The organism is Treponema sp. R6D11 (assembly GCF_054786075.1).
Genome location: NZ_BDHD01000010.1, coordinates 1 through 25852 on the forward strand (window position 1 = coordinate 1; position 25852 = coordinate 25852).

Here is a 25852-nt window from a genome sequence, read left to right on the forward strand (position 1 = left end):
AAGAATAGTAAAGAATAGTAAAGAATAGTAAAGAATAGTAAAGAATTACAATAGATTTTAGAGTTACGGCGAATTTAGGTAACTTATCAAAAATGACCAAAAACAATGATTTAGATGTTGTTTTTTGAGTAAATTAAGAAAGAAAAAAGAAAGATAATTACTAACCTCTGTTTTTTATTTTTAATAACCAGTAAAATTGAAAGTTGATAAGACAAAATACGGGGAAAACATTAAAACCGTACATATTTAGGAGGGATAAATGCCTGACATTTTTGATTTTCACGAAAATGTAGTTAAAAATTTTGAGCAATTTTCCCGCAGTTTTACCACAATCAGAGCGGAAGATATAAGAAAGGCAGTTGACACCGAATATGCCAATAAACGGTATTGGCCGGCTCCGCTTATTCAAATAAACCCTAACTATGAAAAAGCGTCTACCGTTGCCGACTTGGTTAAAGATAATACCCTTCATCCGGTTTGCGGTAAAGTGTTTCGTAATTTTCACCTTTATACTCACCAGCAGGAAGCATTGGCAATCGCCCAAAGAAAGGAATCATTTGTGGTTACCGCAGGAACGGGTTCCGGTAAAAGTCTTGCCTTCTTTCTGCCAATAATCAATTCGATTATAAAAGCCAGGGAAAATGACGCCTCTCCAAGAACACGGGCGATCATTATCTACCCCATGAATGCTCTTGCAAACAGTCAAATGGAAGAACTTCAAAAATATCTGAATAATTTTATAGAAAGCAATCCGGAAGAAAAGCCGCCTTATTCTTTTAAGCGTTATACCGGACAAGAAGACAGCGGAGAGCGGGAAGTTATAGCGCAAAATCCGCCTGACATTTTACTTACTAACTATATGATGATGGAACTGCTCCTTACTCGTTATAATGACGCTGATCGCGCTGTTATATCGCATTGTATAGGGCTTGAATACCTTGTCCTTGACGAACTCCATACCTACCGTGGCAGACAAGGCGGAGATGTAGCTCTCCTTATCCGCCGTATAAAACGACAGCTTCAAACAAACAATCTTGTCTGTATTGGCACTTCCGCTACTATGGCATCGTCAAATGATGATGGCGGAAAAGATGAAAAAACAGCGGCTGCAGATTTCGCCGGAAATCTTTTTGAAGAAAAAATCCCTGTTTCTAATGTTATTTCCGAAAAACTTGAACGTGTGACCAATACTAATCTATCCTTAAATGATATTTTACTTGCATTGAATAACAGGATTCTTAATTCTGCGAACTTCAAACTTAATATTACTGAATTAAAAAACGATCCGCTGGCTGTCTGGCTGGAACTGACTATGGGAATAAATCATTCGGGAATAAAAGCACCGGCAAGAGCTAAACCATTGTCAATAAAAGAAGCCTCTGAAAGATTGGCGCAAGCCGCTAATGTTACCAAGGAAAAAGCTGAAGAAGTGTTAAAAAAATATTTGCTTGATTCCCAAAATATTAAAGACGATGATAACAAGCAGCTTTTTCCTTTTAAACTCCACCAATTTATATCAGGACCCGGGAAAGTACTTTGTACGCTTGAACCTGTAAATACCCGTTATGTTACCCTTAACGCTCAACGTTATGCGCCAAAAGATACCAAGGCTTTACTTTATCCGGTTTATTTTTGCCGTGAATGTGGGCAGGAATTTATTCCGGTAGAAAATATTGATGATAAATGGGAACCCCGTGAAATTGACAGCCCTGTTCCAAAAGACAGTGAAGATGAAATTGGATTCCTTGTTCCGGTTGAAGGTACACTGAAGTATCATGGGGAAGAGGATTTGCCTGATTATTGGTTTGAGGATTTTCATGGAGAGCCTCGAATAAAGCGTAGTCAGAAAAATTATGTTCCAAGACCGATGAATATTGATATTTACGGGGAAATGAATGAAGAAGGCAGTCCTTTTTACTATATACCGGGAGCAATTCGCTTCTGTCCCCATTGTTCTACAACCCATGAAGCAAAAGGAAAGGATATAAACCGTCTTTCAGGGTTGTCAGGCGAAGGGCGTTCTTCGGCAACTACAATGCTTACCTTAAATATTCTTGATAATCTTTTTAAAGATGAGCATGAAAACAGAAAACTGTTAGGATTTACCGATAACAGGCAGGATGCCGCCCTGCAATCAGGACACTTTAACGACTTTATTTTTCTTTTAACAATTCGAGGCGGTCTTCTTTCCGCCCTTGAAAGATCAAATGGTATTCTTCATGAATCCGATTTAAGTGAAGTTGTATTTAATGCGATAGGTTTTAACAATGACACATACGAAACTAACGCTGAATATCTGCAAAAACCTGATATTAAAGGGCATTTAAAAACAGACGCTCAAAGCACATTGATGTTTATTCTTGGATACCGTCTTTTGCGGGATATTCGAAAAGGTTGGCGTTACAATAATCCGTCTCTGGAAGCTTTAGAATTGATAAGAATTGAATATGACGGATTAAGTAAATACCTTGAAACCGACAATGACGGGCTATTACCTGAAATATCAAGTCTTCCCCAATCGATAAAAATAAAATTATTTATGCTGGTCTTTGACGAAATGAAAAAAAATCTTTGTATTTCCTCTCGTTTTTTAACCCGTTTTGAACAGGAGAAATACAGAAACCTGTCTAAAAATTCGCTTAATGAACCATGGGGATTTTCAGAAGATGAAATACTTACCACAACCAACTACTTAACATTAAGGATTGATAATGATTGGCATGGAAGACAAGGCGAAGTAATAAGCGCTGGACCTCGTTCAAGGATCGTGCAATTAATAAAACGGGAACTTTTTTGGAAAGGAACTGAATTTGAGAATGCGGGATGGAAAGGAGACGATTATACCGCCATTATAGAAAACATATTGCAATGGGCAACACGATACGGATTCGTCATAACGCAATCACTTAGCTCTTCCATGACGGGGTTCTGTCTTAACAGTAATACGTTATTATGGCGCTTGACAGTAGATAAAAAGCCGGAAAAAAACGTCAATAATTTCTTTAGGACTCTTTATATTCAGACCGCCGAATCTTTAACCAATGGTATTTACAATCTGTTTGATTATGAATCACATGAACATACGGCTCAGGTTGATTCAGATGATCGTGAAATACTTGAAGCCCGTTTCCGTTTTGAAGATAAAGATGTAAAGTGGTTAAAACAACTACAGGCAAAATATAATAACGTATCTTCACAACGACTTCCTGTTTTATACTGTTCTCCTACTATGGAATTGGGGATTGATATTTCGACTCTTGATACTGTTTATATGCGTAATGTCCCCCCCACACCGGCAAATTACGCCCAAAGGAGCGGGCGTGCAGGCCGTTCCGGTCATGCGGCATTGATTGTTACATATTGCACGGCGTTAAGCCCACATGATCAATGGTTTTTTGCCAATAAAAGCGATATGGTATACGGAAGAGTAAAGACTCCCCTCTTTGATCTGGCAAACAAGGAACTAATTGTAAGTCATTTACATTCAATCTGGCTTCAATCTCTGGGCGTTAATCTACCGCAGGGTATCAAGGAAATTCTTGATATAAACATAGATGAGCTACCAATTTATAATGAATATAAAGAAAAATTAAATAACAACGAAGCTCTTGAAAAATCAATTCGCCACGCTAAAAACATCTTTAATGAATTACGCAAGGTATTGGAAATTGTCCCTTCGTGGCTTAATGATAATTTTATTGAAGAAGAGTATAAGCGGATTTTTGACGTTTTTAACGAAAGTTTTAACCGTTGGCGTGAACTATTTCGTGCTACAAAACAGCAAAGGGAGAGCGCTAATAGAATTATAAATCAAAGTTCTGTAAAAAAAGAACGAGAAGACGCACAGCGCAGGTATAATGATGCATATCACCAATACGAGGCGCTTTTGGCTTCAGACGCGCGAAATTCCGATTTTAATACTTATCGCTATCTTGCGAGCGCCGGTTTCCTTCCCGGTTATAACTTTCCACGGCTTCCCCTTATGGCGTGGATACCTTCTACCGGCAGAGCCGCTCTGGCTAATGATGAAAAAGGAACAATGATTGCCCGTCCCAGATTCCTGGGGATTTCTGAATTTGGACCAAACAGTTTGATTTATCATGAAGGAAGAACTTATCAGGTTTACAGGGTAAAAATAAATTCTTCTTCGGGGCAGGTCAGTGCCGGAGCCAGCTTGACAACAAAAACAGCCAAAATATGCCAAGAATGTGGACATGGCCACTACGATGAAACATTTTTAAGCGAAAGATGTACTTTTTGCGGCGCTCCATTGGACGCTAAAACCCAGGTAACGAATATTTACAAAATTGAAACCGTAGAAACCAGACCAAAGATGCGTATATCCGTAAATGACGAGGAACGCCAAAGAATTGGTTACGAATTACAAACGATGTTTAACGTAAAAAAGGAAGAAACTATAGAAAGCGAAATAATATACAACGGCGAATGTTTTGGCTACTTAATCTATTATCCTGCCGCAACCCTATGGCGGCTTAATTATGGCTGGAGACGGCGTATAGATAAAAATAAAAAAGGCTTCCCCATAGATCCTCTTTCAGGCCGCTGGGGAAAAAATGAAGATGTTGATGATGAAGATGACGATTCCGGCGACATCGATAAAAACACGGCGCAGAGAATCGTCCCTTATGTTGAAGATCATAAAAACATTCTTCTTTTTAAACCGACTGAACAGGTAGCTGAAACGATAACCGATAATAAAACGATGGTAACTTTACAAGCCGCCTTAAAAAGAGGAATAGAACAGCATTACGAAATCGAAGAAGTTGAAATAGCGGCGGAACCTTTGCCAAATAATGATAACCGTAATTACCTTTTGTTTTACGAAGCGTCAGAAGGCGGAGCCGGAGTATTAAGCAGAATCGCCCTTGAAAAAGGCGAATTATCCCAAATCGCAAAGAAATCTCTGGAAATAATGCACTATGACGTTACACAGCCAATTCATTCAGAGTCGGAATTAAAAGATGTGCAGGATACCAACGGTAACAGCGAAAAATGTGTTGCCGCATGCTATAATTGCCTGTTGTCATATTATAACCAAATGGATCATAAAAGCATTGATCGCCGAGATACCACGGTGCGGGAAATTCTTGTATCGTTTATGAATTCAAATATACAAAACAAACATGATAGCAAATCGTCCGGCGAAAGTGTACAATATAATTATACAATAAACGAAAAATGGACAGCCGATGAATATCATCGAGATAAAAAAACCGTTGTCTTTTACCGCCATCCGGGGGAAGAAGCTGAAGAGTATATTGAAAATCACGGGTTTAAACTTGTTGTAAAGGATAAAAATGAGTGATACAGCCGTTATGCAAAAACCTTCATACAAAGCGGGTTCCCTGATACTTGCACGAGGACGGGAATGGGTGGTTGAACCTTCTTCACCCGATGATGATTTCTTGAAACTCCGTCCTTTAGGCGGCGGTACTGACGAAATCCAATACATTATTCCAAGTCTTGAGACAATGCCCATTGAAAGCGCTGTTTTTCCGCCGCCCGATGTTACCAAGCCGGGACCGTTTTATTCCGCAAGGTTACTGCGTGACGCGCTATTAATGAAATGCCGAGCCGGAGCCGGTCCTTTCCGGGGGTTTGGCAACATTGCCGTGGAACCTCGCGCTTATCAACTTGTTCCGCTTCTTATGGCTCTAAAACAGGATACCGTCCGGCTCTTAATAGCGGACGATGTAGGTATCGGCAAGACAATCGAAGCGGGGCTTATTGCCCGTGAGCTTTTTGATCGTGGCGAAATAGACGGCTTTTCCGTTCTGTGTCCGCCTCATCTTGTTGAACAATGGGTATTGGAATTAAAAAAGCATTTTCACATTGATGCTGTTGCGGTTACGGGAGCGACTATCAACCGTCTGGAACGGGATACGCCACGGGGTGTTTCAGTTTTTGATTATTATACCGCTACAGTTATCAGCCTTGATTATATAAAGATGCCCAAACGCCTTGATTATTTTATTGAAAACGCCCCGATGATGATAATTGTTGATGAGGCTCATACCTGTACCAGTATCGGGCAGGGGAAGCAGCAGCGATATGAACTTCTGAAAAAATTATGCGAAAATACGGAACGCCATCTTGTCATGTTAACGGCAACTCCACATTCGGGGAACCAGGCAGGATTTGCCAATTTACTAGCTTTACTGCGTCAGGACTTCGCAAATCTGGCGCTAGGCAATTCTTTCACTACGAATGAAAACCGTGAATTACGGGAGGAATTAGGCGATTATTTTGTTCAACGAAGACGTATCGACATAAACGAATGGAACGAGCGAGCGTTGTTCCCGCTTCGAGAAACAAAGGAAGCGGCATATAAACTTTCCGGCAAATGGGAAACGTTTTTTAAAGAAATCCGTTCTTACTGTGTTGATCTGGCGTTGAAAGCGGAAAAAACCCACGGAACAGAGTTTGCGGTTATCTGGTATGCGGTTATCGCCCTGTTACGCTGTGTGTCCTCATCTCCTGATGCCGCTAAACGGGCATTAGAGACACGCCTTAGAGGGTTAAGCCAAGAGAATGAAAAAGAAGATGTTTCTTTTATTGACGATGAACGTATCATAGACGGAATCGGCGACGACCTATTAATAAATGACGAGGAACCGGCGGCTCTTATAGAAAAAGACTCTCTTTTGGAAAATCTCATTAAAGAAACGGAAACCCTAAAAGGCATAAGAAATGATCCTAAACTTGCCTTACTGGTAAAGGAAATTGACGCTCTCTTAAATGACAAGCTCCATTTTAAGCCTGTTATCTTTTGCCGCTATGTCGCTACCGCCCATTATGTAGCCGACGAATTAAGAAATTATTACAAAGATAACGGTGATATAAAAATTGCATGTATAACAGGAGAGATAAGCTCTGATGAACGGGAAGAACAGGTAGAAAGTCTGGTGGAAGAGGCAAAGATTCCGGTTCTGGTCGCTACAGACTGTCTTTCAGAGGGGATCAACTTACAGCACGGGTTTGACGCTATGATTCATTATGATCTTGCGTGGAACCCCGCCCGCCATGAACAGCGTGAAGGACGGGTTGACCGCTTCGGACAAAGATCGCCAAAGGTACGCTGTGTCATGATTTACGGTGAAAATAATCCCGTTGACGGTCTTATCTTCAATGTAATTATTAAAAAAGCAAAAAGAATCCGGGACGACCTTGGCATTCTTGTTCCCATACCGGAAGATGAAAAGAAAATGCAGACCGCTATTGTAAAAGCGGCATTACTTAAACCTGCGGCAGAATCAGAGCAACAGGGGACATTTGATTTTGACGAAAACAACATCGGTCTTGACGATGATCTTGACGATGAAAACGATCACATTAGAAAAGTTCTTAATACTCCTGTTGAGGAATTGGAGCTTTCGGTTCGTTCTTCAAATTGTTTGAAGAACGCTAATATAAAGACGATAGGGGAACTTACGCGAAAAACAGAAGATGACATTGCCAGAACTCGTAACTTTGGCAAGAAATCGTTACAGGAAATCAAGGAAAAACTTAAAGAGTGGAACTTGAGTCTTGGAATAACCGATTTGAATGTTCTGAAAAACGCCCGTATGGAACCCAAGGTAAAGGATACGGAAGATGAAGCATAAAAGAGGATTTAACCCCCTGCAAAGAATGGCGTCTCATCGTAAAGCGTTGCATCGCAATATGGTAACGTCTCTTTTTAAGCAGGAAAGGATCAGGACGACAAAGGCAAAAGCGTTAGAAGTACGCAGAACGGCGGAAAAAATGATTACACGGGCGAAAGAAGATACGATTCATAACCGCCGTATTGTTTCTGGGCGTTTGTATAACGAGGGTATTGTCGTAAAACTTTTTACGGTTATTGCCCCCAGAATGAAAGACCGCAACGGCGGATACACTCGCATTATTAAATTGGGCGAACGCAAAGGCGATGCCGCAGAACTTGTAATTTTAGAGTTGGTTGATTATAAATTGGATACCACCGAAAAAACTAAAGCAAAAAAGGGCGAAGAAAAGTCCGCTGATTCAAAGCCGGCAAAAGAAAGCAAGCCCGCCAAAGACGGAAAGAAGGGGAAATAAATGTCTAAACCACATAGAGGTCAAAGTCTTAGAGAATTATACGCTCACGGCAGGGGCGAATGTCCTATTTGCAAAAGAAAGAATATCAAAGTTCTTTTTGAAATGGAAGCCGGTGGGCAAAAGTTCAAAATATGCAAAACCTGCAAAGCCGCTATAAAGAACGGAACAAAGAAACTGCCCGTTGTTGAATCGGCTGCTCCACCAGTTGAAGAAAAAGCGGAAGCTCCTGCAGAAACAACAACAACTGAAGCGGTGGCGGAAGCTTAGGGGTTTTCCCTCCCCCCTAGGGTATTTTATTTGGTATAACGTATTTATAGCTTAATAATTTAGGAAATTTGCTGTAATTTGCGCTTTTTTAGATATTTAAAGTTAAGAGAAATATTCTAAATTTTCTTTCAAATTTTTGTTGCATTTTTAAAAAGAATATAATAATATTACCTTATACGCCAAAATACAGATAAGTTAAACAAAAATCTATCTTTTTTGTTTAACGCCGACGAAGGTTCGGAATGGCGGCAAAAATCAAAGGGGTAATATAACTATGAAAAATGAAGGCTCTGTGGGAAAAACCGCCGAAAAGCGAGGAAAATCAAGTGTATTATCTAGAAAAATAATTATTCTTTGCCTTTCACTGACATTAAGCATTTCAATTGCGGGGGCAGTCATATTAATTAAAGGCGAATCTAAAAATGCCCACAAATATATGCATGATATGGCTTTGGATGAATTACGTTATATCAATCTGGATATTGAAAAAGCGTTAATGCCCGCGCTGAATTTAACAGAAAATGTAGCGGCTATGGTTCCCAGTATCAGAACATATGCCGAAATGAAAAGCATAATTGAAAGCCTGCTGCCTACGGTAGATGCCGTTTTTGAAATATACTATGGCACTTTAATATCCCGATTTAACGGCGGTAATTTTATCTGCGCTACAGACTGGGATCCTTATAGAGACAGTCCGGTATGGGATCAGATAAAACGTCCATGGTTTATAACTTCAATGCAATCGCCGGACAAAACTGTGATTACCGAACCATACGAAGATACATCTACCGGACAAATGTGCGTGTCTATGGTTCGTACTGTCAGGGATAAGGGGAATATCATCGGTGTTGTGGGAACAGATGTTTACCTTGATGTTCTTACTAAAATTGTTATAGACAGAACGATTACAAAGGACGGAAATACTTTTATTATTGATAATCAAGGCACATTTGTTGTCTATAAAGATCCCAGTCGCGTTATGAAAGAAGATGATAATTTCTTTAAAAAGGAAGGCAAAAGTTTAAAAGATTTAATCGGTTCCGATATCAATATAATAATTGAAGGAAATACCTACTGGGGCTCTATGCCTGTTTCCGGAATGGACTGGCATATTATAACAACCGGTTCCACTGATGAATTTTACGTTGATTTTTGGCGGAATGTGTTTATTGTTATACTTATAAGCGTAGCAATAGTGCTTATAGCTATTTTTGTTTCATTACGTTTCAGTAAAATTCTTACACATCCGATTATCAGTCTGATTGAAGTGTTAAAATCCGTCTCTAACGGGGATTTATCCCGAAAAGTAACAGTAAAATCAAATGATGAGATTGGTAACCTGGTGGATTACTTTAATCATACGATAGAAAACATAAGAAACCTTATAGGAACTATAAAATACAAAATTAACGCTATGACCAATACAGGTCATGAACTTACTGTAAATATAAATAAAACTTCTAAATCGGTAGATCATATTTCGGCAAATTTTGACGGTATGAAGGGCAAAATGGGCAAACAGGAAAAAAGCGCCGCCGAAGCCTCTAAATCTGTGCAGGGCATAAAGAATAACATTGAAAAGCTGAATAAACTGATAGCAAGTCAGGTTGAAAGTATTAACACATCGTCTTCCGCAGTTGAGCAAATGACAGCTAACATTAATTCGGTAACCAAAACCCTGATAGAGAACAGCAAAAATGTCAATACTTTAACCGAAGCGTCTGAAAATGGAAAAACGGGGCTTCAATTAGTCGCGCAGGAAATACAGGGAATAGCGAAAGATTCAGAAGGGCTTCTGCAAATAAACTCGTTGATGAATAGCATCGCAAGCCAGACAAATCTGCTTTCTATGAATGCGGCTATTGAAGCGGCGCATGCGGGAGAAGCGGGTAGGGGTTTTGCCGTAGTAGCCGATGAAATTCGCAAACTTGCCGAAACATCGGGGAAGCAGTCAAAAACCACAGCTACTATGCTGAAAAAAATAAAAACATCTATAGACAACATAACCAAATCTTCTAATGAAGTTTTGGAACGTTTCGGCGCTATAGACTCAAGCGTAAAAACTGTTTCACAGCATGAACAAAATATTTTAAACGCTATGGAAGAACAGGAAGAGGGCGGAAAGCAAATATTGGAAGCCATAGGTAACCTGAAAGATATAAGCGTATCGGTAAAAGAAGGCGCGGCTGAGATGGTGGAATCTGGCGAGCAAATGAACAAGCAGACCGGAGAATTTATAGAAATCAGCAATGAAATTATGGGTGGTATGAACGAAATAGTAAACGGAGCAGTTAAGGAGATAAAAGAAGCGGTAGTATTTGTAGATGAAATAAGCGAAGAAAACAACAAGAACTTTGATAATTTAAAAGAAGAATCAAAGAAATTTAAAGTTGATTCAGGCAATGAGAAGAAAAAAATCATTGTAATTGACGACGAAGAAACCGATTTAATTATGGCAAAATCTATGTTGGCTGATAATTATGATATTACCACTGTTAATTCCGGCAAAAAAGCTTTAACCTTATTTTTCCAAGGATATACTCCCGATTTGGTTTTATTGGATTTAGTTATGCCCGAAATGGACGGGTGGGATACATTTGTCAGGATACGGGATTTAACCAAACTGCACGAAGTTCCGATAGCGATTTATTCCGTGTCTGACGATCCAAATGACAGGGAACACGCGCAGAATATGGGGGCGATTGGCTTTATACACAAGCCAATCAATAAAGAAGATATGTTGGCTACTGTTGCAAAACTGGTAAAATAATTTTTGTATACTAATGAAAAGGCGCGCTCTTGAAAATGTGAACGTTTAATCTGTCTGTTACTCCTTTAAAGAATGCAAAAGAAAGTCCGCCCCCTAAATTCTTCAGGGCGTGCTTGTTTAATAATTCTTCCGTGTATGAATAAAGCGGGTATATTTTTGTGTTTGTAAAAGTTATGTCGTAATGAGTTATTACGGGTATTATTCCGTAATTAGTAATGGTCAACTCACCGGTTGATTGTTTTACAAAGGTCAAAGCTAAAAGAGCGCCGATTATTCTTTCTCTTTCCCTTTGATGAGAGACAAAATTTCCAAGCGAGTAGTAACAGATAGTTTCTTTACCGTCTGGGCGTTTTAATGTTTCTACCCGCTGTAAAACGTGCGGGTGATGTCCTATGATAAGGTCTACATTTAAACTGGAAAGAAAGACGGCAAGATCAATTTGTTCTTTATTAGGCTGGAGCATATATTCGTCGCCCCAATGCATGGAGACTACTAAAAAGTCGCATAACGGACGCAGAGCAGTTGCTTCTTCTTCTATTTTTTTTCTGTTTATCAAAGAGACAAGATTTGGATTGTCTTTTGGAAGCGTATTGCCGTTAAGTCCGTAAGTATAGGATAAAAAACCAAGAGTGATATTATTTTTTTTAATAATTCGCGCGCTTGGTCCTTCTTTACGTGCGCCTATAACCGTAAATTCTTTTATTGTGTTTAAATAATCAAGAGTGGCGTAAAGACCGCTTGCCCCCTTATCCATCGCGTGATTATTTGCCAGATTAATAATGTCAAAGCCTGTGTCCGCGTGTGTTTTTGCAAGCGATTGCGGAGAATTAAAAGCGGGGTAACCGGAATAGCCAAAACTTTCGCCCGCCATAGGTGTTTCCTGATTAATAAACGCAAGATCGGCGTTTTGGATTATGCTTTTTATCGGAATATAAATAGACGAAAAATCATAAACTCCGTTTTTAAACTGCGAATTAAGAAGCGACTCATGAAATAAATTGTCTCCCGCCGCAATAAAGTTAATGCTGTAATATGTCTGCTTTGTGTTTTTTTCGGTTTTACGATTTGATGCAGATTTGGGTTCGGAACGGCATGAAAAAACAAGTAATACAAACAACAGAATAAGAAATAATTTATTATTTAAATTATTTTTCAAATCTACCCCCGATAACCCTATCCTCTCCGCTTAAATCTTTGAATAGTTGTATATTCTTAAACTTGTTTTTTTCAAGCAAAATTGTTATCTGCTTCATTTGACGAGGATCGGCTTCTAACAGCAAATATCCGTTTTGTTTTAAGTAATTGGGAGCTTTTTCTATTATATGCGTTATTATTTCCAGTCCGGTAGTTCCTCCGTCTAACGCCAGGCGCGGTTCGTTTTGTACTTCCGCGGATAGGGTTTGTATTTCTGCGGAGGGTATATACGGCGGATTTGAAACGATTAGCGAAAATGGCGCAGGTAACGGAGAGGGAAGGGCGGAGTATAAATCGCCCTGAAAAAAATTAATGTGAGTGCCGATTAATAGTTTTTCGGCGTTCTGTATTGCTGTTTTAAGCGCATTAGATGAAATATCAGTCGCTGTAACTTCACACATGGGTATTTCGTTTCTTAAGGAAACCGCAATAGCCCCGCTTCCTGTGCATAAGTCCAATATGTTGGCAAGAGAGTTACTTTGTAATTTATTTTTAATAATGTCTATTGCGGTTTCTACAAGAGTTTCGGTTTCGGGTCTTGGAACAAGTACGGATGGATTTACATCAAACTCTAACCCCATGAATTCTTTTTTCCCGATTATATAGGCGGTACATTCGCCGTTTGCCCTTCTTTCTAAAAGTTCGCAAAATAATTTACTTTGTTTATCTGAAATACTGTCTGTTCCTCTTGCTATAAGTTTTGTACGGTCGGTACTTAAAATGTGGGCTAGTAATAAAGATGCGTCCAGTCCCGGTGTTTTTATTCCGGCGTATTTTAAGTCTGTGCTTCCCTGTGCCAGAGCTTCACGGATTAACATGAATTATACTCCTGCTATTCGTTATCTTCGGATGTGTCTGACGCGCTACTTTGCAATAAATCTTCCTTTGCGGAAAGTTTAAGAGCGTCAAAAAGTTCAGATGTTTCTCCCTGCATGATAAGATCAAGTTTATAAAGCGTAAGATTGATGCGGTGATCCGTTAAGCGATTCTGCGGAAAATTGTAGGTTCTGATTCTCTGGGAGCGGTCGCCTGAACCTACTTGGCTCTTTCTTGCCTCGGCTCTCTGCGCGGCGGCTTTTGCTTCTTCCATCTCGTAAATACGCGCCCTAAGTATGCGCATAGCTTTTGCCTTATTTTTTATCTGGCTTTTTTCGTCCTGACAGTGTACTGTAACTCCTGTGGGAATATGCGTTATGCGCACAGCGGAATCCGTAGTGTTAACGCACTGTCCGCCTGGACCGCCCGCGCGCATTACGTCAATGCGGAGGTCTTCCTGTTTTATGTCAATTTCCGTCTCGTCGGCTTCCGGCAAGACCGCCACGGTAACAGCCGAAGTGTGTATCCTGCCCGATGCTTCCGTTGCCGGAACCCTCTGCACCCTGTGAACTCCCGATTCATAACGGAGATTCTCGTATACGTTGTTACCGCTTATTGAAAAAACAATTTCTTTTGTGCCGCCCAATTCCGTATCGTTTGAGTTCATTATTTCTAACTTCCAGCCCTTTGATTCAGCAAAACGGGAGTACATTCGGTAAAGGTCGGCGGCAAAAAGAGCCGCTTCCTCGCCGCCTGTTCCAGCCCGTATTTCCATAATGATATTTTTCTCGTCCATTGGGTCTCTTGGAATAAGCAGGAATTTTAATTTTTCATTATCGGAATTATATTTACCTTCCAATTCTTTAAGTTCTTCACGGGCAAGCTCCTTCATTTCCTGATCTTTTTCTTCCTGAATAAGGGATTTAGCGTCATTGATTTGCTTTTCCAGCCCTTCTATGCTGTTATGCAATTCCGCTATTTCGCTTAAATGGGAATGTTCCTTCATTACGTCTCGGTATCGGTTTTGGTCTTTTACTAAAGAAGGGTCTTGAATAAGAAGGGTTAATTCATCGTATTTTTTAAGCAGGGAAGCCAGCCGTTCATTCATAGTTTAGCTTATCAAAAAATTGTATTTAGGGCAAGTTGACCAGTTTTTATTTTGTGGTATAATAATAATTGAGGGGAAATTGGAAAAATTTGTTCAATTTATTAAGGATTCGTTTCAGAAACTGACTGCCTTGCAGAAACGCAGTTTTGCCGTTATTTGTACGCTTATTTTTGCGGGAATTCTGACCATATCCGTAATTGCTTCGCTGAAAACGAACGGCGGAGAAAAAAAAGAAGACAAACTTCCTGAAACTGTTATTATCGCCCCAATTCCGCCGGAAGAGCTGTTTTTGCCGGACGAGCCTGATTATATTCCGGGTGTGCTTTTGAAACGAGACAAAAAATCAAATTGGACTGAAGAAGACGCAATGGAATATTGGCAAGACCCTCTAAAAAACGGCGAAGAGCAATGGCGTGAAAAAATAGAATCTTCTATAGATGATTATTTGGAGCGTGTCCCATGAAAAAAATTAATTTAATTATTATTGCCGTATTGATCTTTTTATTGGTTTCCTGTGCCGGATCGGCAAAAAAGAAAGGCGAAGAAGCCAAAAGGACACCCGAAGCGGCAAAAAAAACGGAAGAGTCTTCCACCGATAAAAAAAGCGCGGTTGAAGATCTGGCGGTTGCCGGTAATAAAGAATCGCCTAACGCCGAAACAACGCAAGCTGTGCCTGATAAGGAAAAATCCGCAGATGAGAAGCCTCCTTTGGAAACTGAACCTGCCGACAAGGAAGTTGCGGCAGTAACACCACCTGCGCAACCTCAACCGCCTGTGCAACCACCTGCTATGCAAACGCCACCTGCACAGACACAACCACAAACACCGCCTGTGCAGACACCGCAACAACCGCCCGCACAAACTCAACCTAGTCAAACCCCTCCGCAAACGCCACCTGCGCAGACTCAGCCTCAAACGCCGCCTACGCAAGCACAACAACAGACGCCGCCTGCAAAGCCTCCTGCGGACGAAAAAAAATCCGCCGCGTCTGATTCCACTTCTTCCGACAATGATTCGCAAACAAAAAAAGATCCTTCGCCATCTATAACAGGCGGCGTTTCCGCTCCCGCCCCACGGATTGAGTCTGTTGCTCAAATGGGAACAATGCCGCAAGACAAAGAAATTGTTTTTTCGCGGATTGTACGCGCGACAGTGGGGCAAATTGTAGAGATTCCTTTCCGTGGAAACGGGTGGATTTTTCTGGGAGAGATCACCTCACAGCGCGGAATAGTTTATAATTCTCGGCGTAATGATTCTGACGGACAAACTTTTATTTTTACTACGGAAGAACCGGGAACATACATTTTAAAATTTTACAGGCAGGATTTTATAAGAGATTATATTTTAAACGATCATGTTCAGGTAGTAGTTGGCGACGCCCCCACAGCGGGAGCAGGTTGGTTTAATCCGCCCGTTGATCGCGGTAGGGTAGTAGCCCAACCTCGCTGGCCCTCTCCTATTGAAGAGACGCAAATAAGAAGCGGCACAAAACCGGTTTCAGAGCCTGTTGTAACTGTGGGAACTACAGAGCCTGCAAAAACGACACCCTCCGCTCCAAGCGCTACAACTCCTGCAAATACTGCATCGCAACAGAGACAGTCTGCGGAAACAACTGCTCCGCAAAAAACTACTCCCGCGCCGTCGGCAAATACTCAAGATAAAACTCCTACGCCGTCAACAAATATAGTTTCTCCTGTTCCGCCTTCTTCCGCCGCTCCAATAGCGCAGATACCTTCTATAAAAGCAATAGAACCGAGTGTGAGTGAAAACACTCCGGCGGAAAAAAAGGAAATATTATCGCCGGATGAAGTTGCAAAAAAAGCAAAAGAAAGTTTTGACGGAGGAAATATTCCGGCGGCAATAGCGTTACTCGATCAATTTATTGTGGATTATCCCGGCGGAACCGATGAAGTTTACTGGCTTTTAGGGCAGTACTATGAAGCCAATAGCCCAAGCAGAAATATACTTCTTTCATTGGATTACTACCGCCGCCTTGTAAACGAATATCCGCAGAGTAACCGCTTTAACGACGCAAGACGAAGAATAGCGTATTTAGAAAGATACTATATTAATATTCAGTAAATGGAGGTTATGTGAAATGAAGAACAAATGGATTTTGACTTTTGTAATTTTAATTTTAATTCCATGTACAGCACTTAATTCACTTCCGAGCATAGGGAGTGTCCTAGAAGGTGTTTTTACACCGAATACCGAACAAATGTCTTCTGCTTTAAGGGAAGCACTAAAAAAAGGCGCTGAAAATGCAGGCACTAAACTTTCAGTTGTAGGAGCTTTTAATAATAATCCGGCAAGAAAAATTCCATTGCCCCCTGATGCACAGCCGATTATTACCAATATATCCAAAATACCAGGTGGACAGAAACAAGTGGACGATCTAATTCTTAGAATAAACGCAGCCGCAGAAAGAGCGTCAAATAAAGTTGCTCCGATATTTGCAGAGGCTATAACATCAATGACTATTTCTGATGCCGCTAATATTTTAAAAGGCTCAAATACAGCCGCTACGGAGTACCTAGAAAAAACAACAACAGATCCCCTTAAAAATGCTTTTCGCCCTGAGTTAAATAAAGCGTTAAGCGAGCCGATTGTTGGAGGTATCTCCGCTCAACAAGCATGGGGAACATTGGTTACAAATTACAATTCAGTCGCAAATTCGGCAGTAGGTAAATTGTCCAATATGAAACCTGTTAATTCGGATATTAATGAATTTGTACTTGATAAAGCATTAGTGGCGATTTTTTCTGAAATGGCTAATGAGGAAAAAAATATACGTGCAAATCCCATGCAGTTTCTTTCAGATGTTTCAGCAAAAGTTTTTAACTGGGCAAAAAAGTAATGAATGGCGGTAAAAAGAACTAAATCCTCAATCTTTCCACATGATGATATGCTGCGGAGCGAATTTCTTTTACGTTTGAATCCGTAAGATAGTCGTCAAATGTCATCATGCGGTCGATGTAGCTTTCAGTACTTTCTCCCTGCGGCAGAATTTCGATAATTCGGTTTGCGATTGAATTGATAAATTCGTGATCGTGAGAATTAAAAAGTATAACGCCGGGGAATGATGTAAGCCCGTCATTTAGGGCGGTTATCGCTTCAAGGTCAAGGTGATTGGTAGGCTCGTCAATAATTAAAACATTTGCGCCGGATAGCATCATTCTGGAGAGCATACAACGCACTTTTTCGCCGCCTGAAAGGACGTTTACGGGCTTAAGGGCTTCTTCGCCCGAAAAAAGCATACGTCCCAAGAAACTGCGGACATAAGTTTCGTCCTGATCGGGGGAATATTGCCGTAACCAGTCTGTAATTGATAAATCGGAATCAAAAAAAGACGAATTGTCTTTTGGAAAATATGAAAAAGACGTGGTCTGCCCCCAATAACAATCGCCGCTTTCCGCCTGCTTAACGCCAGAAATAATGTCAAATAACGCCGATTTGGAGGAGTGTTCAAGCCCCACAAAGGCTATTTTGTCGTTTTTATTTACTGTTAGCGAAAAATCTTTTAATAGAGCCTTATCCTCAAAAGAATAATTTAATTTTTCCGCGCGCAGAACATTATTGCCTATCTCACGATCCGGCTTAAAGCCGACATAAGGGAATTTTCGGCTTGTTACGGGAATGTTTTCAAGGTCAAGTTTTTCCAGTACTTTTTTGCGGCTTGTCGCCTGCCTGCTTTTGCTTGCGTTAGACGCAAATCTTTGTATAAATTCCTTTAATTCTTTTGCTTTGTCTTCTCGTTTTTTTAACTGTTCCCTAGCCTGCCGCTGTAATATCTGGCTCATCTGATACCAGAAATCGTAGTTGCCGGAATAAGGGGTGATTTTCCCAAAGTCGATGTCGCATACATTTGTGCAAACGGCGTTTAAAAAATGGCGATCATGAGAGACGACAATTACAGTGTTGGGAAAATCAATTAGAAAATCTTCAAGCCACGAGATTGATTCCAAGTCTAAGCCGTTTGTCGGCTCGTCAAGGAGCAGTATGTCGGGGTTACCGAAAAGCGCCTGCGCCAGAAGCACCCGCACTTTTTTAGATTCGTCAAGTTCCGCCATAAGACGGCTGTGATCTTCTTCGTCAAGACCAAGCCCTGAAAGAAGCTGTCCTGCCTGTGCTTCGGCTTCCCAACCGCCTAGGTCGGCAAAGTCCGCCTCCAACTCACTGGCGCGAAGACCGTCTTCTTCCGTAAAATCTTCTTTAGCGTAGATTGCCTCACGGTCTTTTTGCACTTTGTAGAGTTTCGGGTAACCCATGATAACTGTTTCAAGAGCGGGGTATTCTTCAAAGGCAAAGTGGTCTTGTTTTAAAACGGCTATACGCTGATTTTTTGAGACGGAGATTTCTCCCTTGTCGTGTTCAATCTCGCCTGAAAGAATTTTAAGGAAAGTTGATTTTCCCGATCCGTTCGCGCCGATTATCCCATAACAGTTTCCGGGAGTGAATTTTAAATTTACGTCTTTAAAAAGTGTCCGCTCTCCAAAGATTATACTTAGCTCTGTGACGGTTATCATTTTTTCTTAAATATTCCTATAAGTTTTGATATTATTCCCTTTTTAACAGGGGCGGTTTTAATTTCCGCAGGTTTGGCGTTAGCTGTTTTAACACTAGCCTGTTTATCGGCAATTTGTTTGTGTTTATGTCCCGTCTGTTGAGGCTTATTTTTATTCTTCCACGGCTTATGTTCTTTATGTTGCGTACCCTTGCTTTTCTGCCGCTCTCCGTCTTTATTACTCTCAGTTTTTCCGGCGTATTTCTTTTTGTACAACGCCATTCTGTCTTCCATTGAAAGACGTGAAAGATTATGCTCCTTACCCTGATGTTCAACAGGTTTCTTTCTTTGTTCTGTTTTTGAGGAAGTTCTGTCTTTACTAAATTTTTGATTTGAAGTTTTAGAAGACGCCGATTTTCTTTTATCGCCATGTTTAAAATTATCCCATCTTGTACCAGCCTGTTTTGTTCCGCTTGTGCGAGAGCCGTTGTAGTTATCTATAGATATAAATTTGCCTGCACTTGCGTCGTCTTCGTAATGCTCTTGCATGGCGATTTCTGACGGGATTTTTTTCCCTATGTAACGCTCAATGGCTGGTAACTCGTATACGTCCTGTTCGCTCGCAAGAGTAATCGCCTTGCCTGTTTTTCCGGCACGGGCTGTTCTTCCAATGCGGTGAACATAATTTTCGGCTTCTACTGGAATATCGTAATTTATAACCATCGCAAGGCTTTCAATATCAAGACCGCGCGCCGCAACGTCGGTGGCTACAAGCATTTTAGTTTTTCCGGCTTTTACGTCATTTATAATTTTTAGCCGTTTTATCTGCGGTAAATCGCCAATGATAAATTCGCATGAGTATCCGTTTAGTTTAAGACGCTTCGCTACAATCTCGGTATGTTTTTTGGTGTTGCAAAAAATTATCGCACTTTCGGGCTGTTCGTTTTTTAAGATGCCAAGGAGCAGAGTCATTTTATCGCCTGACGGAACATGGTAGAGAACCTGCGTGATTTCCTCAACAGTAACAACTTCGGGTTTTATCTCAATTTCAAAAGGAGACTTTGTGTATTCCCAAGCGAGATTTTTTACATAAGCGTTTAATGTGGCGCTGAAAAGCATTGTCTGTCTGCGGTCGGCAGGCGGTACTACTTTTATGAGTTTTCGTAAATCAGGATAAAAGCCCATGTCGAACATACGGTCGGCTTCGTCAAGAACAAGAAACGATATTTCCATCAAATTCATCGTGCCTGATTTGTTTAAATCTAGCACTCTGCCGGGAGTCCCTGCCATAATTTGCACGTTATCTTTTAATAATTTTTCCTGTTGGGCGTAACCAACTCCGCCGTAAAAACACCCTGTTTTGAACGGCAGATATTTGCAAAGTTTTTTCGCTTCTTCTTCAATCTGTACCGCAAGTTCCCTTGTAGGAGACATGATGAGAGCTTTGCGTTTGAATAACGCTTCTTCTGTGAGCATTCTTTGGAAAATAACGATTAAAAAAGCGGCGGTTTTACCTGTCCCCGTCTGGGACTGTACATATAAGTCATGCGAAGCATGACAATCCTGCTTTGACTGACCGCCTGAGCCAAAGGCATGGGATAATACCTGTTCCTGTACGGGCATACAATTTACATAGCCGGCTTCATCAATGCCTTTTTGAAGATCGGGGTGCAGGTTAAAGTCTTTGAATAACATATAATATGTTCATTTTATAGGCTTTTTCAGGAATAGGGAATAGGGGTTTGGCAACCTTGACTTAATCGCTAAAATATTACACTATAAAAGTATACTTTTTGAAAATGGAGGAAAAAATGAGTCTGATTGAATATGTGGAGGCGCGTGAAATCCTTGATTCACGTGGAAATCCCACTGTAGAAGTCGATGTAATGCTTGAGGACGGCTCTCTTGGAAGAGCGGCGGTTCCTAGTGGAGCGTCTACCGGCGCTTATGAAGCTGTTGAGCTTCGCGACAAGGATAAAAACCGCTTCATGGGGAGCGGCGTGTTAAAAGCGGTAGAAAATGTGAATAACATTATCGCCCCCGAAATAATGGGTCTGGACGCTCTTGAACAAGTCGATATCGACAAAACAATGATTGAGCTTGACGGAACCGAGAACAAAGGCAAACTTGGCGCTAACGCGCTTCTTGGCGTATCAATGGCGACCGCGCGCGCCGCGGCGGAATACCTTGGCGTTCCGCTCTACAAATATTTGGGCTCTTTCCACGCCAGCCTTTTGCCTGTTCCTATGGCGAACATCATTAACGGCGGCAAACACTCTGACAACAAAATTGACTTTCAGGAATTTATGGTAATGCCTGTCGGCGCGGAATCCATGAGAGAAGCCGTCCGTTGGACTGCCGAAGTATTTCACGCTTTAAAGAAAATTCTTCATGAGGGAGGAAAAAGCACCGGCGTAGGCGATGAAGGCGGTTTTGCCCCCGACATTGGAAATGACGATGCTCTTGACTATATCATGAAAGCTATCGAAAAAGCGGGATACAAACCCGGTGAGCAGATGATGATCGCCCTTGACTGTGCCAGCTCTGAGCTTTTTGACGAAGGCGGCAAGAAAGGTTATAAATTCTGGAAATCAAACCCCGACAAACTTTTTACGGCGGACGAGATGATTGAAATTTACACCAAATGGGTGAACAAGTATCCTATTATTTCGATTGAAGACCCGCTTGATCAGGACGATTGGGAAGGTTATGCGAAACTGACAAAGACCCTCGGCTCAAAAATACAGATTGTAGGCGATGACTTCTTTGTTACAAATACCAAACGTCTTGAAAAAGGCATTAATATGGGCGCATGTAACTCAATCTTAATCAAAGTAAACCAGATTGGCTCCTTAACGGAAACCTATGAAGCGGTTGAAATGGCGAAGAAAGCCGGCTACACGGCTATTGTTTCCCACCGCTCAGGCGAAACGGAAGATAGCTTTATCGCCGACCTTGTTGTCGCTCTTGAAACCGGACAGATTAAAACAGGTTCAATGAGCCGCACGGATCGTATTTGCAAATACAACCAACTTATGAGAATTGAAGATGAGTTGCAGGGTATCAGCCAATACGCCGGACGCAAAGCTTTTTATAGTATTGGTTAAGAAATTTACCACGAACCAAAACGAACCAACATTCACCCGACCACTCTGGAGTGGTCGGGCGGGCAACGACGAGATATGAAGTAAGAGTTCGTGAGCGTACCGAAGGTACGCAGTTCGTGAGGTTCGTGGTAGAAATTTATTATTAATTATATTTTATGTTTAATTATTATTTATGTCAGATCAATCAGTAATACCTATAGATCAACTTCTTCCTCATAAATTACCTCTTGTCGCTCTTTTGGGGCGTCCTATTTTCCCCGGTATTTTTACGCCCATTATAATAGGCAATCCCGCCGATGTGCAGGTTGTGGAAGAAGCCAATGCAGGCGATGGGCTTATCGGGCTTGTTATGCTGTTAAACGAAACTGAAACACCCTCAATTACGGATTTATACACTGTAGGGACTGCCGCTAAAATAGTAAAGAAAATTAATCTGCCAGACGGCGGAGTAAACATATTTATTTCTACATTAAAAAGGTTCTCGGTAAAAAAGACGATTAATCCGTCGAATCCGATTGTTGCCGTGGTTGAGTACCTTGAAGAAGAAGAGGATAACACAAGGGAAGTAAAGGCTTTAACAAGAGCGCTTCTTTCCGAGATGAAACAGATAAGCGAACACAGTCCGTTGTTTTCTGAGGAAATGCGGCTTAATATGATCAATATTGATCATCCCGGGAAAATAGCGGACTTTATAACGAGTATTCTTAACATTGATAAAACAGAACAGCAAAAAATTCTTGAGATACTGAATGTGCGAAAACGCATGGAACAGGTTTTAGTATTCATAAAAAAAGAACAGGAACTTTTGCGTATTCAAAAAAAGATTCAAAGAGAAATAAACGAGAAAATAGAAAAATCACAGCGTGATTATTTTTTAAAGGAAGAACTTAAAGCGATAAAAACCGAATTAGGCATGACAACGGACGCAAAAAGCTCCGACCATCAGCGTTTTAAGGAAAAATTTGACGCTTTTAAGTTTGAGGGCGAAGTAAAAGAAGTTGTCGAGCAGGAAATGGAAAAGTTTTCGCTAATGGAGCCTAATTCCGCCGAATTTACCGTTACGCGCAACTACTTGGACGTTATTGCCGCTCTCCCATGGAATGATCCCGCTCCCGAAGAATTTGAGCTAAAAAAAGCGCAGGAAATACTTGAAGAGGATCATTACGGACTTAAAGACGTTAAATTAAGAATTGTTGAATATTTAGCGGTGCGAAAATTGCGTAAAGACACAAAAGGCTCTATTATATGCCTTGTAGGTCCGCCCGGTGTGGGAAAAACTTCCGTTGGTAAATCAATCGCAAGGGCGCTTGGCAAGCAGTTTTTCCGTTTTTCTGTGGGCGGAATGAGGGATGAGGCTGAAATTAAGGGGCACAGACGCACATATATCGGAGCTATGCCGGGGAAAATTATTCAGGGGTTAAAAATTGTTAAAACCAAAGACCCTGTTTTTATGATAGACGAAATCGATAAAATGGGAGCGAGTTTTCAGGGCGATCCTGCAAGCGCTCTTTTGGAAGTGCTTGACCCAGAGCAGAATAATTCTTTTAGGGATCATTACCTTGATTTGCCTTTTGATATTTCCAATGTGTTTTTTATCGTTACGGCAAACACTCTGGATACAATTCCCGTCCCCTTAATGGATCGCATGGAAATTATTCAACTTCCCGGTTACATCGATGCTGAAAAATTGGAAATCGCTAACCGCTATTTGCTGCCAAAGAGTCTTGAAAAGAACGGACTTAAAAAGACGCAAGTTAAATACACAAAAGACAGTCTGTTGCATATAGCGAACTGTTACGCAAGAGAGGCTGGCGTTCGCAACTTTGAAAAGAATCTTGACAAGATACATCGCAAACTTGCAAAACAGATTGTAGACGCTCAGGAAAATAACGAAGAAAAAACATTACGTTTTAACATTGATAAAAAACTAATAGAAAAACATTTAGGCAAACCTATTTTCCGTGAGGACGACATTAAAACGGCGGATAAACCCGGCATGTCGGTGGGTCTTGCCTGGACAAGCATGGGCGGAGATACGCTGGTAATTGAAGCGACCTCGCTTCCCGGCAAAGAGGGAATAACGCTGACAGGCAAAATGGGCGACACGATGAAAGAAAGCGCCGAAATCGCCATGACTGTCGCGCGTAAAATGGCGGTGGAAAAATACAACGTAGAAAAAGAATGGTTCGATAAAAACCATATTCATTTGCACATACCGGAAGGCGCGACGCCTAAAGACGGTCCTTCAGCCGGCATTACAATGGCGGTGGCGCTTCTTTCGCTGATGCGTGATAAAATAATCGCCCAAAGGCTGGTGATGACAGGGGAGCTTTCCTTGACGGGTCATGTGTTGCCAATAGGCGGATTAAAAGAAAAAACCATCGCCGCAAGAAGAAATAAAGCAAAACATATAATTTTCCCAAAACATAACGAACGCGATTTAGACGAGATACCCGATTATGTTAAAAAAGGAATAGAGTTCCACCCCGTAGAACGCTTTGAAGAAGTGCTTGCCTTGGCGTTACCGGAATAAATTATTCGCAAGAATTTCTCACAAAGGACACAAAGGGGGAGAAGGACACGAAGAAGAAGCGATGAGTTTACTACAAATATGCGTTTAGTAGAAAGAGAGGGAGCAGGGGTTATTGTTTGTTATCTTATCGTGAAACTCACGCATAGCCTTCGGACAAAAACCACTTATCTTCCCTTTGTGTCCTTCTCTTCCTTAGTGTCCTTTGTGTGAGGTCTTTTCAATTTCATCTTGGCAGATTTCCAAAATATCAGGTCTCATGAATAACACGAAACCGGAATAGTAGTCTATCCATTTTTGTTTTACTTGTTTTTCTTCGATGACACGTAACATGCCGGAAATTATCATGTCCATGGACAAATTGGCGACGCTGGCTTCTTCGCCGCCTTCTGGTACTTCCACTGGGATTGGTATGCTGGGGTTAATGGGGAACGCTTCCCCTGCGTTGTTGTATTGTTTTTTAAAATTTTCGGGGACAGGTAAAAAAATTACTCGGTTCATGCTTTATGTTCGTTGTGTTGAGCCGGAGGAGGCGGGGCTTGAGTTTTAGGCGCGGGAGTATGCGTTGCTTGAGCCTGAGCTTCTTCTTCAGCGCCTGTTCTGTAATCGGCGCGTATTGACGTCAGCATATCATTAAGGCGTATTTTAAAACCCATAGGAACACTAGCTTCGTCAAAACTTATACCCAAAGCAACCATTTCTTTTTTGCCTTCTACCGCCTCGGCTCGGATAAATTTTCCTTTGATTGTATATGCTATTCTTGGATCGTTAAATTCCACCCGTAACGCCCCATGTTTATCAAGGAGGAATTTTGGAACGCCCAACATTATAACTTTAGAACCGGAAAAAGAAATGTCTCTTAATATGCAGCGGCGGGGAACATCTTCAATAAAAACAACTGTTTCGGTTGATGTCATATTTAATCTGCGAAGATTGTCGGGATTTAATGGAATACGGTCGTCTTTGCGTTTTGTGGAATTGACATTTGCGTCCAGTATGCGCCCCATAATTTCAATAAAATCGTCAGGCGGTCTATTGGAAAATTGGATAGTGAACATATTAACGTCCTGCGAATTGCCGTAGGGCGCATTTGCGATAACGCGGGCGGAGACAAAAAATGTTACAGTGTTTGTTTCTCCGGGAGCTCTGAAGCAAAGGCGAAGACTGACAAAATTATTTGTTGTCTGTAGTTTCGCGAGAAGACCTGTTTTTACATTGGCGACAACTTTGGCTCCGGAAAATGACGCTGTGTAAACAACGCACGGCCAGAAATCGTTGCCGCATTTTAAATGTATTTCTTGCGTCAAAAGCCCCGTAACCTGTATCATGTCTTTTGTAAAGGTTACATCGATGTCCTTGAATCGATCATAGTACATCGATATTTTTTGGCTTAAAAGTACTCCCATTAATATAATTTAAACAGAAAATGCATATTTAGTCAATTAGCGGTTTTTCCCGCTTCTTGAAGCTAAGACTG

16 protein-coding genes and 2 pseudogenes are annotated in these 25852 nt (G+C 41.1%); 11 read left to right on the top strand and 7 right to left on the bottom strand.

The annotated features are described in order from the left end of the window. The first annotated feature begins 259 nt into the window (after nt 1-259). The 6 genes and pseudogenes from ACYVTD_RS02260 to ACYVTD_RS02285 all read left to right on the top strand — a co-directional run bounded on the left by ACYVTD_RS02260 (nt 260) and on the right by ACYVTD_RS02285 (nt 11116). Entirely contained in the window at nt 260-5326 is a 5067-nt protein-coding gene (locus ACYVTD_RS02260) for a DEAD/DEAH box helicase (protein WP_461246155.1), read from the top strand. 343 nt (nt 5327-5669) lie between these two features. Beyond that, nucleotides 5670-7067, top strand: a pseudogene (locus tag ACYVTD_RS02265) (helicase-related protein); the annotation flags it as partial. Nucleotides 7068-7295: 228 nt separating this feature from the next. Continuing rightward, nucleotides 7296-7625 (top strand): annotated as a pseudogene (locus ACYVTD_RS02270) (DNA-directed RNA polymerase subunit alpha C-terminal domain-containing protein); the annotation flags it as partial. Beyond that, complete coding sequence (rplQ, locus tag ACYVTD_RS02275; RefSeq protein WP_461246156.1) at nt 7615-8079, top strand: 50S ribosomal protein L17; 465 nt, start codon at nt 7615-7617, stop codon at nt 8077-8079. The pseudogene ACYVTD_RS02270 and the gene rplQ, both read left to right, overlap by 11 nt. Continuing rightward, nucleotides 8080-8346, top strand: a complete 267-nt coding sequence (locus ACYVTD_RS02280; protein ID WP_461246157.1) for a hypothetical protein — start codon at nt 8080-8082, stop codon at nt 8344-8346. 274 nt (nt 8347-8620) lie between these two features. Further along, the gene (locus ACYVTD_RS02285) at nt 8621-11116 is read left to right on the top strand and encodes a methyl-accepting chemotaxis protein (protein ID WP_461246158.1); all 2496 of its coding nucleotides are present in this window, start codon (nt 8621-8623) and stop codon (nt 11114-11116) included. Nucleotides 11117-11126: 10 nt separating this feature from the next. On the opposite strand, the gene ACYVTD_RS02290 is transcribed toward ACYVTD_RS02285, so the two are convergent. The 3 genes from ACYVTD_RS02290 to prfA are packed head-to-tail and all read right to left on the bottom strand — an operon-like array spanning nt 11127 to nt 14234. After that, on the bottom strand, nt 11127-12272 hold the full coding sequence (locus ACYVTD_RS02290; protein WP_461246159.1) for a CapA family protein: 1146 nt from the start codon (nt 12270-12272) through the stop codon (nt 11127-11129). Next, nucleotides 12262-13128 (bottom strand): peptide chain release factor N(5)-glutamine methyltransferase, encoded by an 867-nt coding sequence (gene prmC / locus ACYVTD_RS02295; protein ID WP_461246160.1) that lies wholly within the window; start codon nt 13126-13128, stop codon nt 12262-12264. The genes ACYVTD_RS02290 and prmC overlap by 11 nt, the downstream gene beginning before the upstream one ends. A 14-nt stretch (nt 13129-13142) precedes the next feature. Continuing rightward, nucleotides 13143-14234, bottom strand: coding sequence for a peptide chain release factor 1 (prfA, locus tag ACYVTD_RS02300; protein ID WP_461246161.1), 1092 nt, complete (start codon nt 14232-14234; stop codon nt 13143-13145). A gap of 79 nt (nt 14235-14313) precedes the next feature. Here prfA and ACYVTD_RS02305 point away from each other — a divergent pair, with 79 nt between their 5' ends. The 3 genes from ACYVTD_RS02305 to ACYVTD_RS02315 are packed head-to-tail and all read left to right on the top strand — an operon-like array spanning nt 14314 to nt 17091. After that, nucleotides 14314-14697 carry a hypothetical protein gene (locus ACYVTD_RS02305; RefSeq protein ID WP_461246162.1) on the top strand — a complete coding sequence of 128 codons (384 nt, stop codon included), beginning with the start codon at nt 14314-14316 and terminating at the stop codon, nt 14695-14697. Next, nucleotides 14694-16316, top strand: coding sequence for a hypothetical protein (locus ACYVTD_RS02310; protein WP_461246163.1), 1623 nt, complete (start codon nt 14694-14696; stop codon nt 16314-16316). Before ACYVTD_RS02305 ends, ACYVTD_RS02310 begins: the two co-directional genes overlap by 4 nt. A gap of 16 nt (nt 16317-16332) precedes the next feature. Further along, nucleotides 16333-17091, top strand: a complete 759-nt coding sequence (locus ACYVTD_RS02315) for a DUF4197 domain-containing protein (RefSeq protein ID WP_461246164.1) — start codon at nt 16333-16335, stop codon at nt 17089-17091. A 19-nt stretch (nt 17092-17110) separates the two neighbouring features. Here the strand turns inward: ACYVTD_RS02315 and ACYVTD_RS02320 are convergent, their stop codons facing one another. Together ACYVTD_RS02320 and ACYVTD_RS02325 are read right to left on the bottom strand one after the other, a co-directional pair. Further along, entirely contained in the window at nt 17111-18760 is a 1650-nt protein-coding gene (locus ACYVTD_RS02320) for an ABC-F family ATP-binding cassette domain-containing protein (RefSeq protein WP_461246165.1), read from the bottom strand. After that, nucleotides 18757-20433 carry a DEAD/DEAH box helicase gene (locus tag ACYVTD_RS02325; RefSeq protein WP_461246166.1) on the bottom strand — a complete coding sequence of 559 codons (1677 nt, stop codon included), beginning with the start codon at nt 20431-20433 and terminating at the stop codon, nt 18757-18759. The genes ACYVTD_RS02320 and ACYVTD_RS02325 overlap by 4 nt, the downstream gene beginning before the upstream one ends. Nucleotides 20434-20549: 116 nt before the next feature. On the opposite strand from ACYVTD_RS02325, the gene eno reads away from it, so the two are divergent. Together eno and lon are read left to right on the top strand one after the other, a co-directional pair. Next, nucleotides 20550-21845 (top strand): phosphopyruvate hydratase, encoded by a 1296-nt coding sequence (eno, locus tag ACYVTD_RS02330; protein WP_461246167.1) that lies wholly within the window; start codon nt 20550-20552, stop codon nt 21843-21845. A 172-nt stretch (nt 21846-22017) separates the two neighbouring features. Beyond that, nucleotides 22018-24378 (top strand): endopeptidase La, encoded by a 2361-nt coding sequence (lon, locus tag ACYVTD_RS02335; protein WP_461246168.1) that lies wholly within the window; start codon nt 22018-22020, stop codon nt 24376-24378. Nucleotides 24379-24570: 192 nt separating this feature from the next. Here the strand turns inward: lon and ACYVTD_RS02340 are convergent, their stop codons facing one another. Both ACYVTD_RS02340 and ACYVTD_RS02345 read right to left on the bottom strand, forming a co-directional pair. Next, a complete protein-coding gene (locus tag ACYVTD_RS02340; protein ID WP_461246169.1) occupies nt 24571-24876 on the bottom strand; it encodes a hypothetical protein in 306 nt (101 codons plus the stop codon). Beyond that, nucleotides 24873-25781, bottom strand: coding sequence for a PilZN3 domain-containing protein (locus tag ACYVTD_RS02345; RefSeq protein WP_461246170.1), 909 nt, complete (start codon nt 25779-25781; stop codon nt 24873-24875). Before ACYVTD_RS02345 ends, ACYVTD_RS02340 begins: the two co-directional genes overlap by 4 nt. Nucleotides 25782-25852: the final 71 nt, after the last annotated feature.

Coding starts and splice junctions, on each gene's coding strand:
- ACYVTD_RS02310 (WP_461246163.1), top strand. CDS start 14,694: ATGAAAAAAATTAATTTAATTATTATTGCCGTATTGATCTTTTTATTG.
- ACYVTD_RS02260 (WP_461246155.1), top strand. CDS start 260: ATGCCTGACATTTTTGATTTTCACGAAAATGTAGTTAAAAATTTTGAG.
- prmC (WP_461246160.1), bottom strand. CDS start 13,128: ATGTTAATCCGTGAAGCTCTGGCACAGGGAAGCACAGACTTAAAATAC.
- ACYVTD_RS02320 (WP_461246165.1), bottom strand. CDS start 18,760: ATGATAACCGTCACAGAGCTAAGTATAATCTTTGGAGAGCGGACACTT.
- eno (WP_461246167.1), top strand. CDS start 20,550: ATGAGTCTGATTGAATATGTGGAGGCGCGTGAAATCCTTGATTCACGT.
- lon (WP_461246168.1), top strand. CDS start 22,018: ATGTCAGATCAATCAGTAATACCTATAGATCAACTTCTTCCTCATAAA.
- ACYVTD_RS02345 (WP_461246170.1), bottom strand. CDS start 25,781: ATGGGAGTACTTTTAAGCCAAAAAATATCGATGTACTATGATCGATTC.
- ACYVTD_RS02285 (WP_461246158.1), top strand. CDS start 8,621: ATGAAAAATGAAGGCTCTGTGGGAAAAACCGCCGAAAAGCGAGGAAAA.
- prfA (WP_461246161.1), bottom strand. CDS start 14,234: ATGAATGAACGGCTGGCTTCCCTGCTTAAAAAATACGATGAATTAACC.
- ACYVTD_RS02315 (WP_461246164.1), top strand. CDS start 16,333: ATGAAGAACAAATGGATTTTGACTTTTGTAATTTTAATTTTAATTCCA.
- rplQ (WP_461246156.1), top strand. CDS start 7,615: ATGAAGCATAAAAGAGGATTTAACCCCCTGCAAAGAATGGCGTCTCAT.
- ACYVTD_RS02280 (WP_461246157.1), top strand. CDS start 8,080: ATGTCTAAACCACATAGAGGTCAAAGTCTTAGAGAATTATACGCTCAC.
- ACYVTD_RS02340 (WP_461246169.1), bottom strand. CDS start 24,876: ATGAACCGAGTAATTTTTTTACCTGTCCCCGAAAATTTTAAAAAACAA.
- ACYVTD_RS02325 (WP_461246166.1), bottom strand. CDS start 20,433: ATGTTATTCAAAGACTTTAACCTGCACCCCGATCTTCAAAAAGGCATT.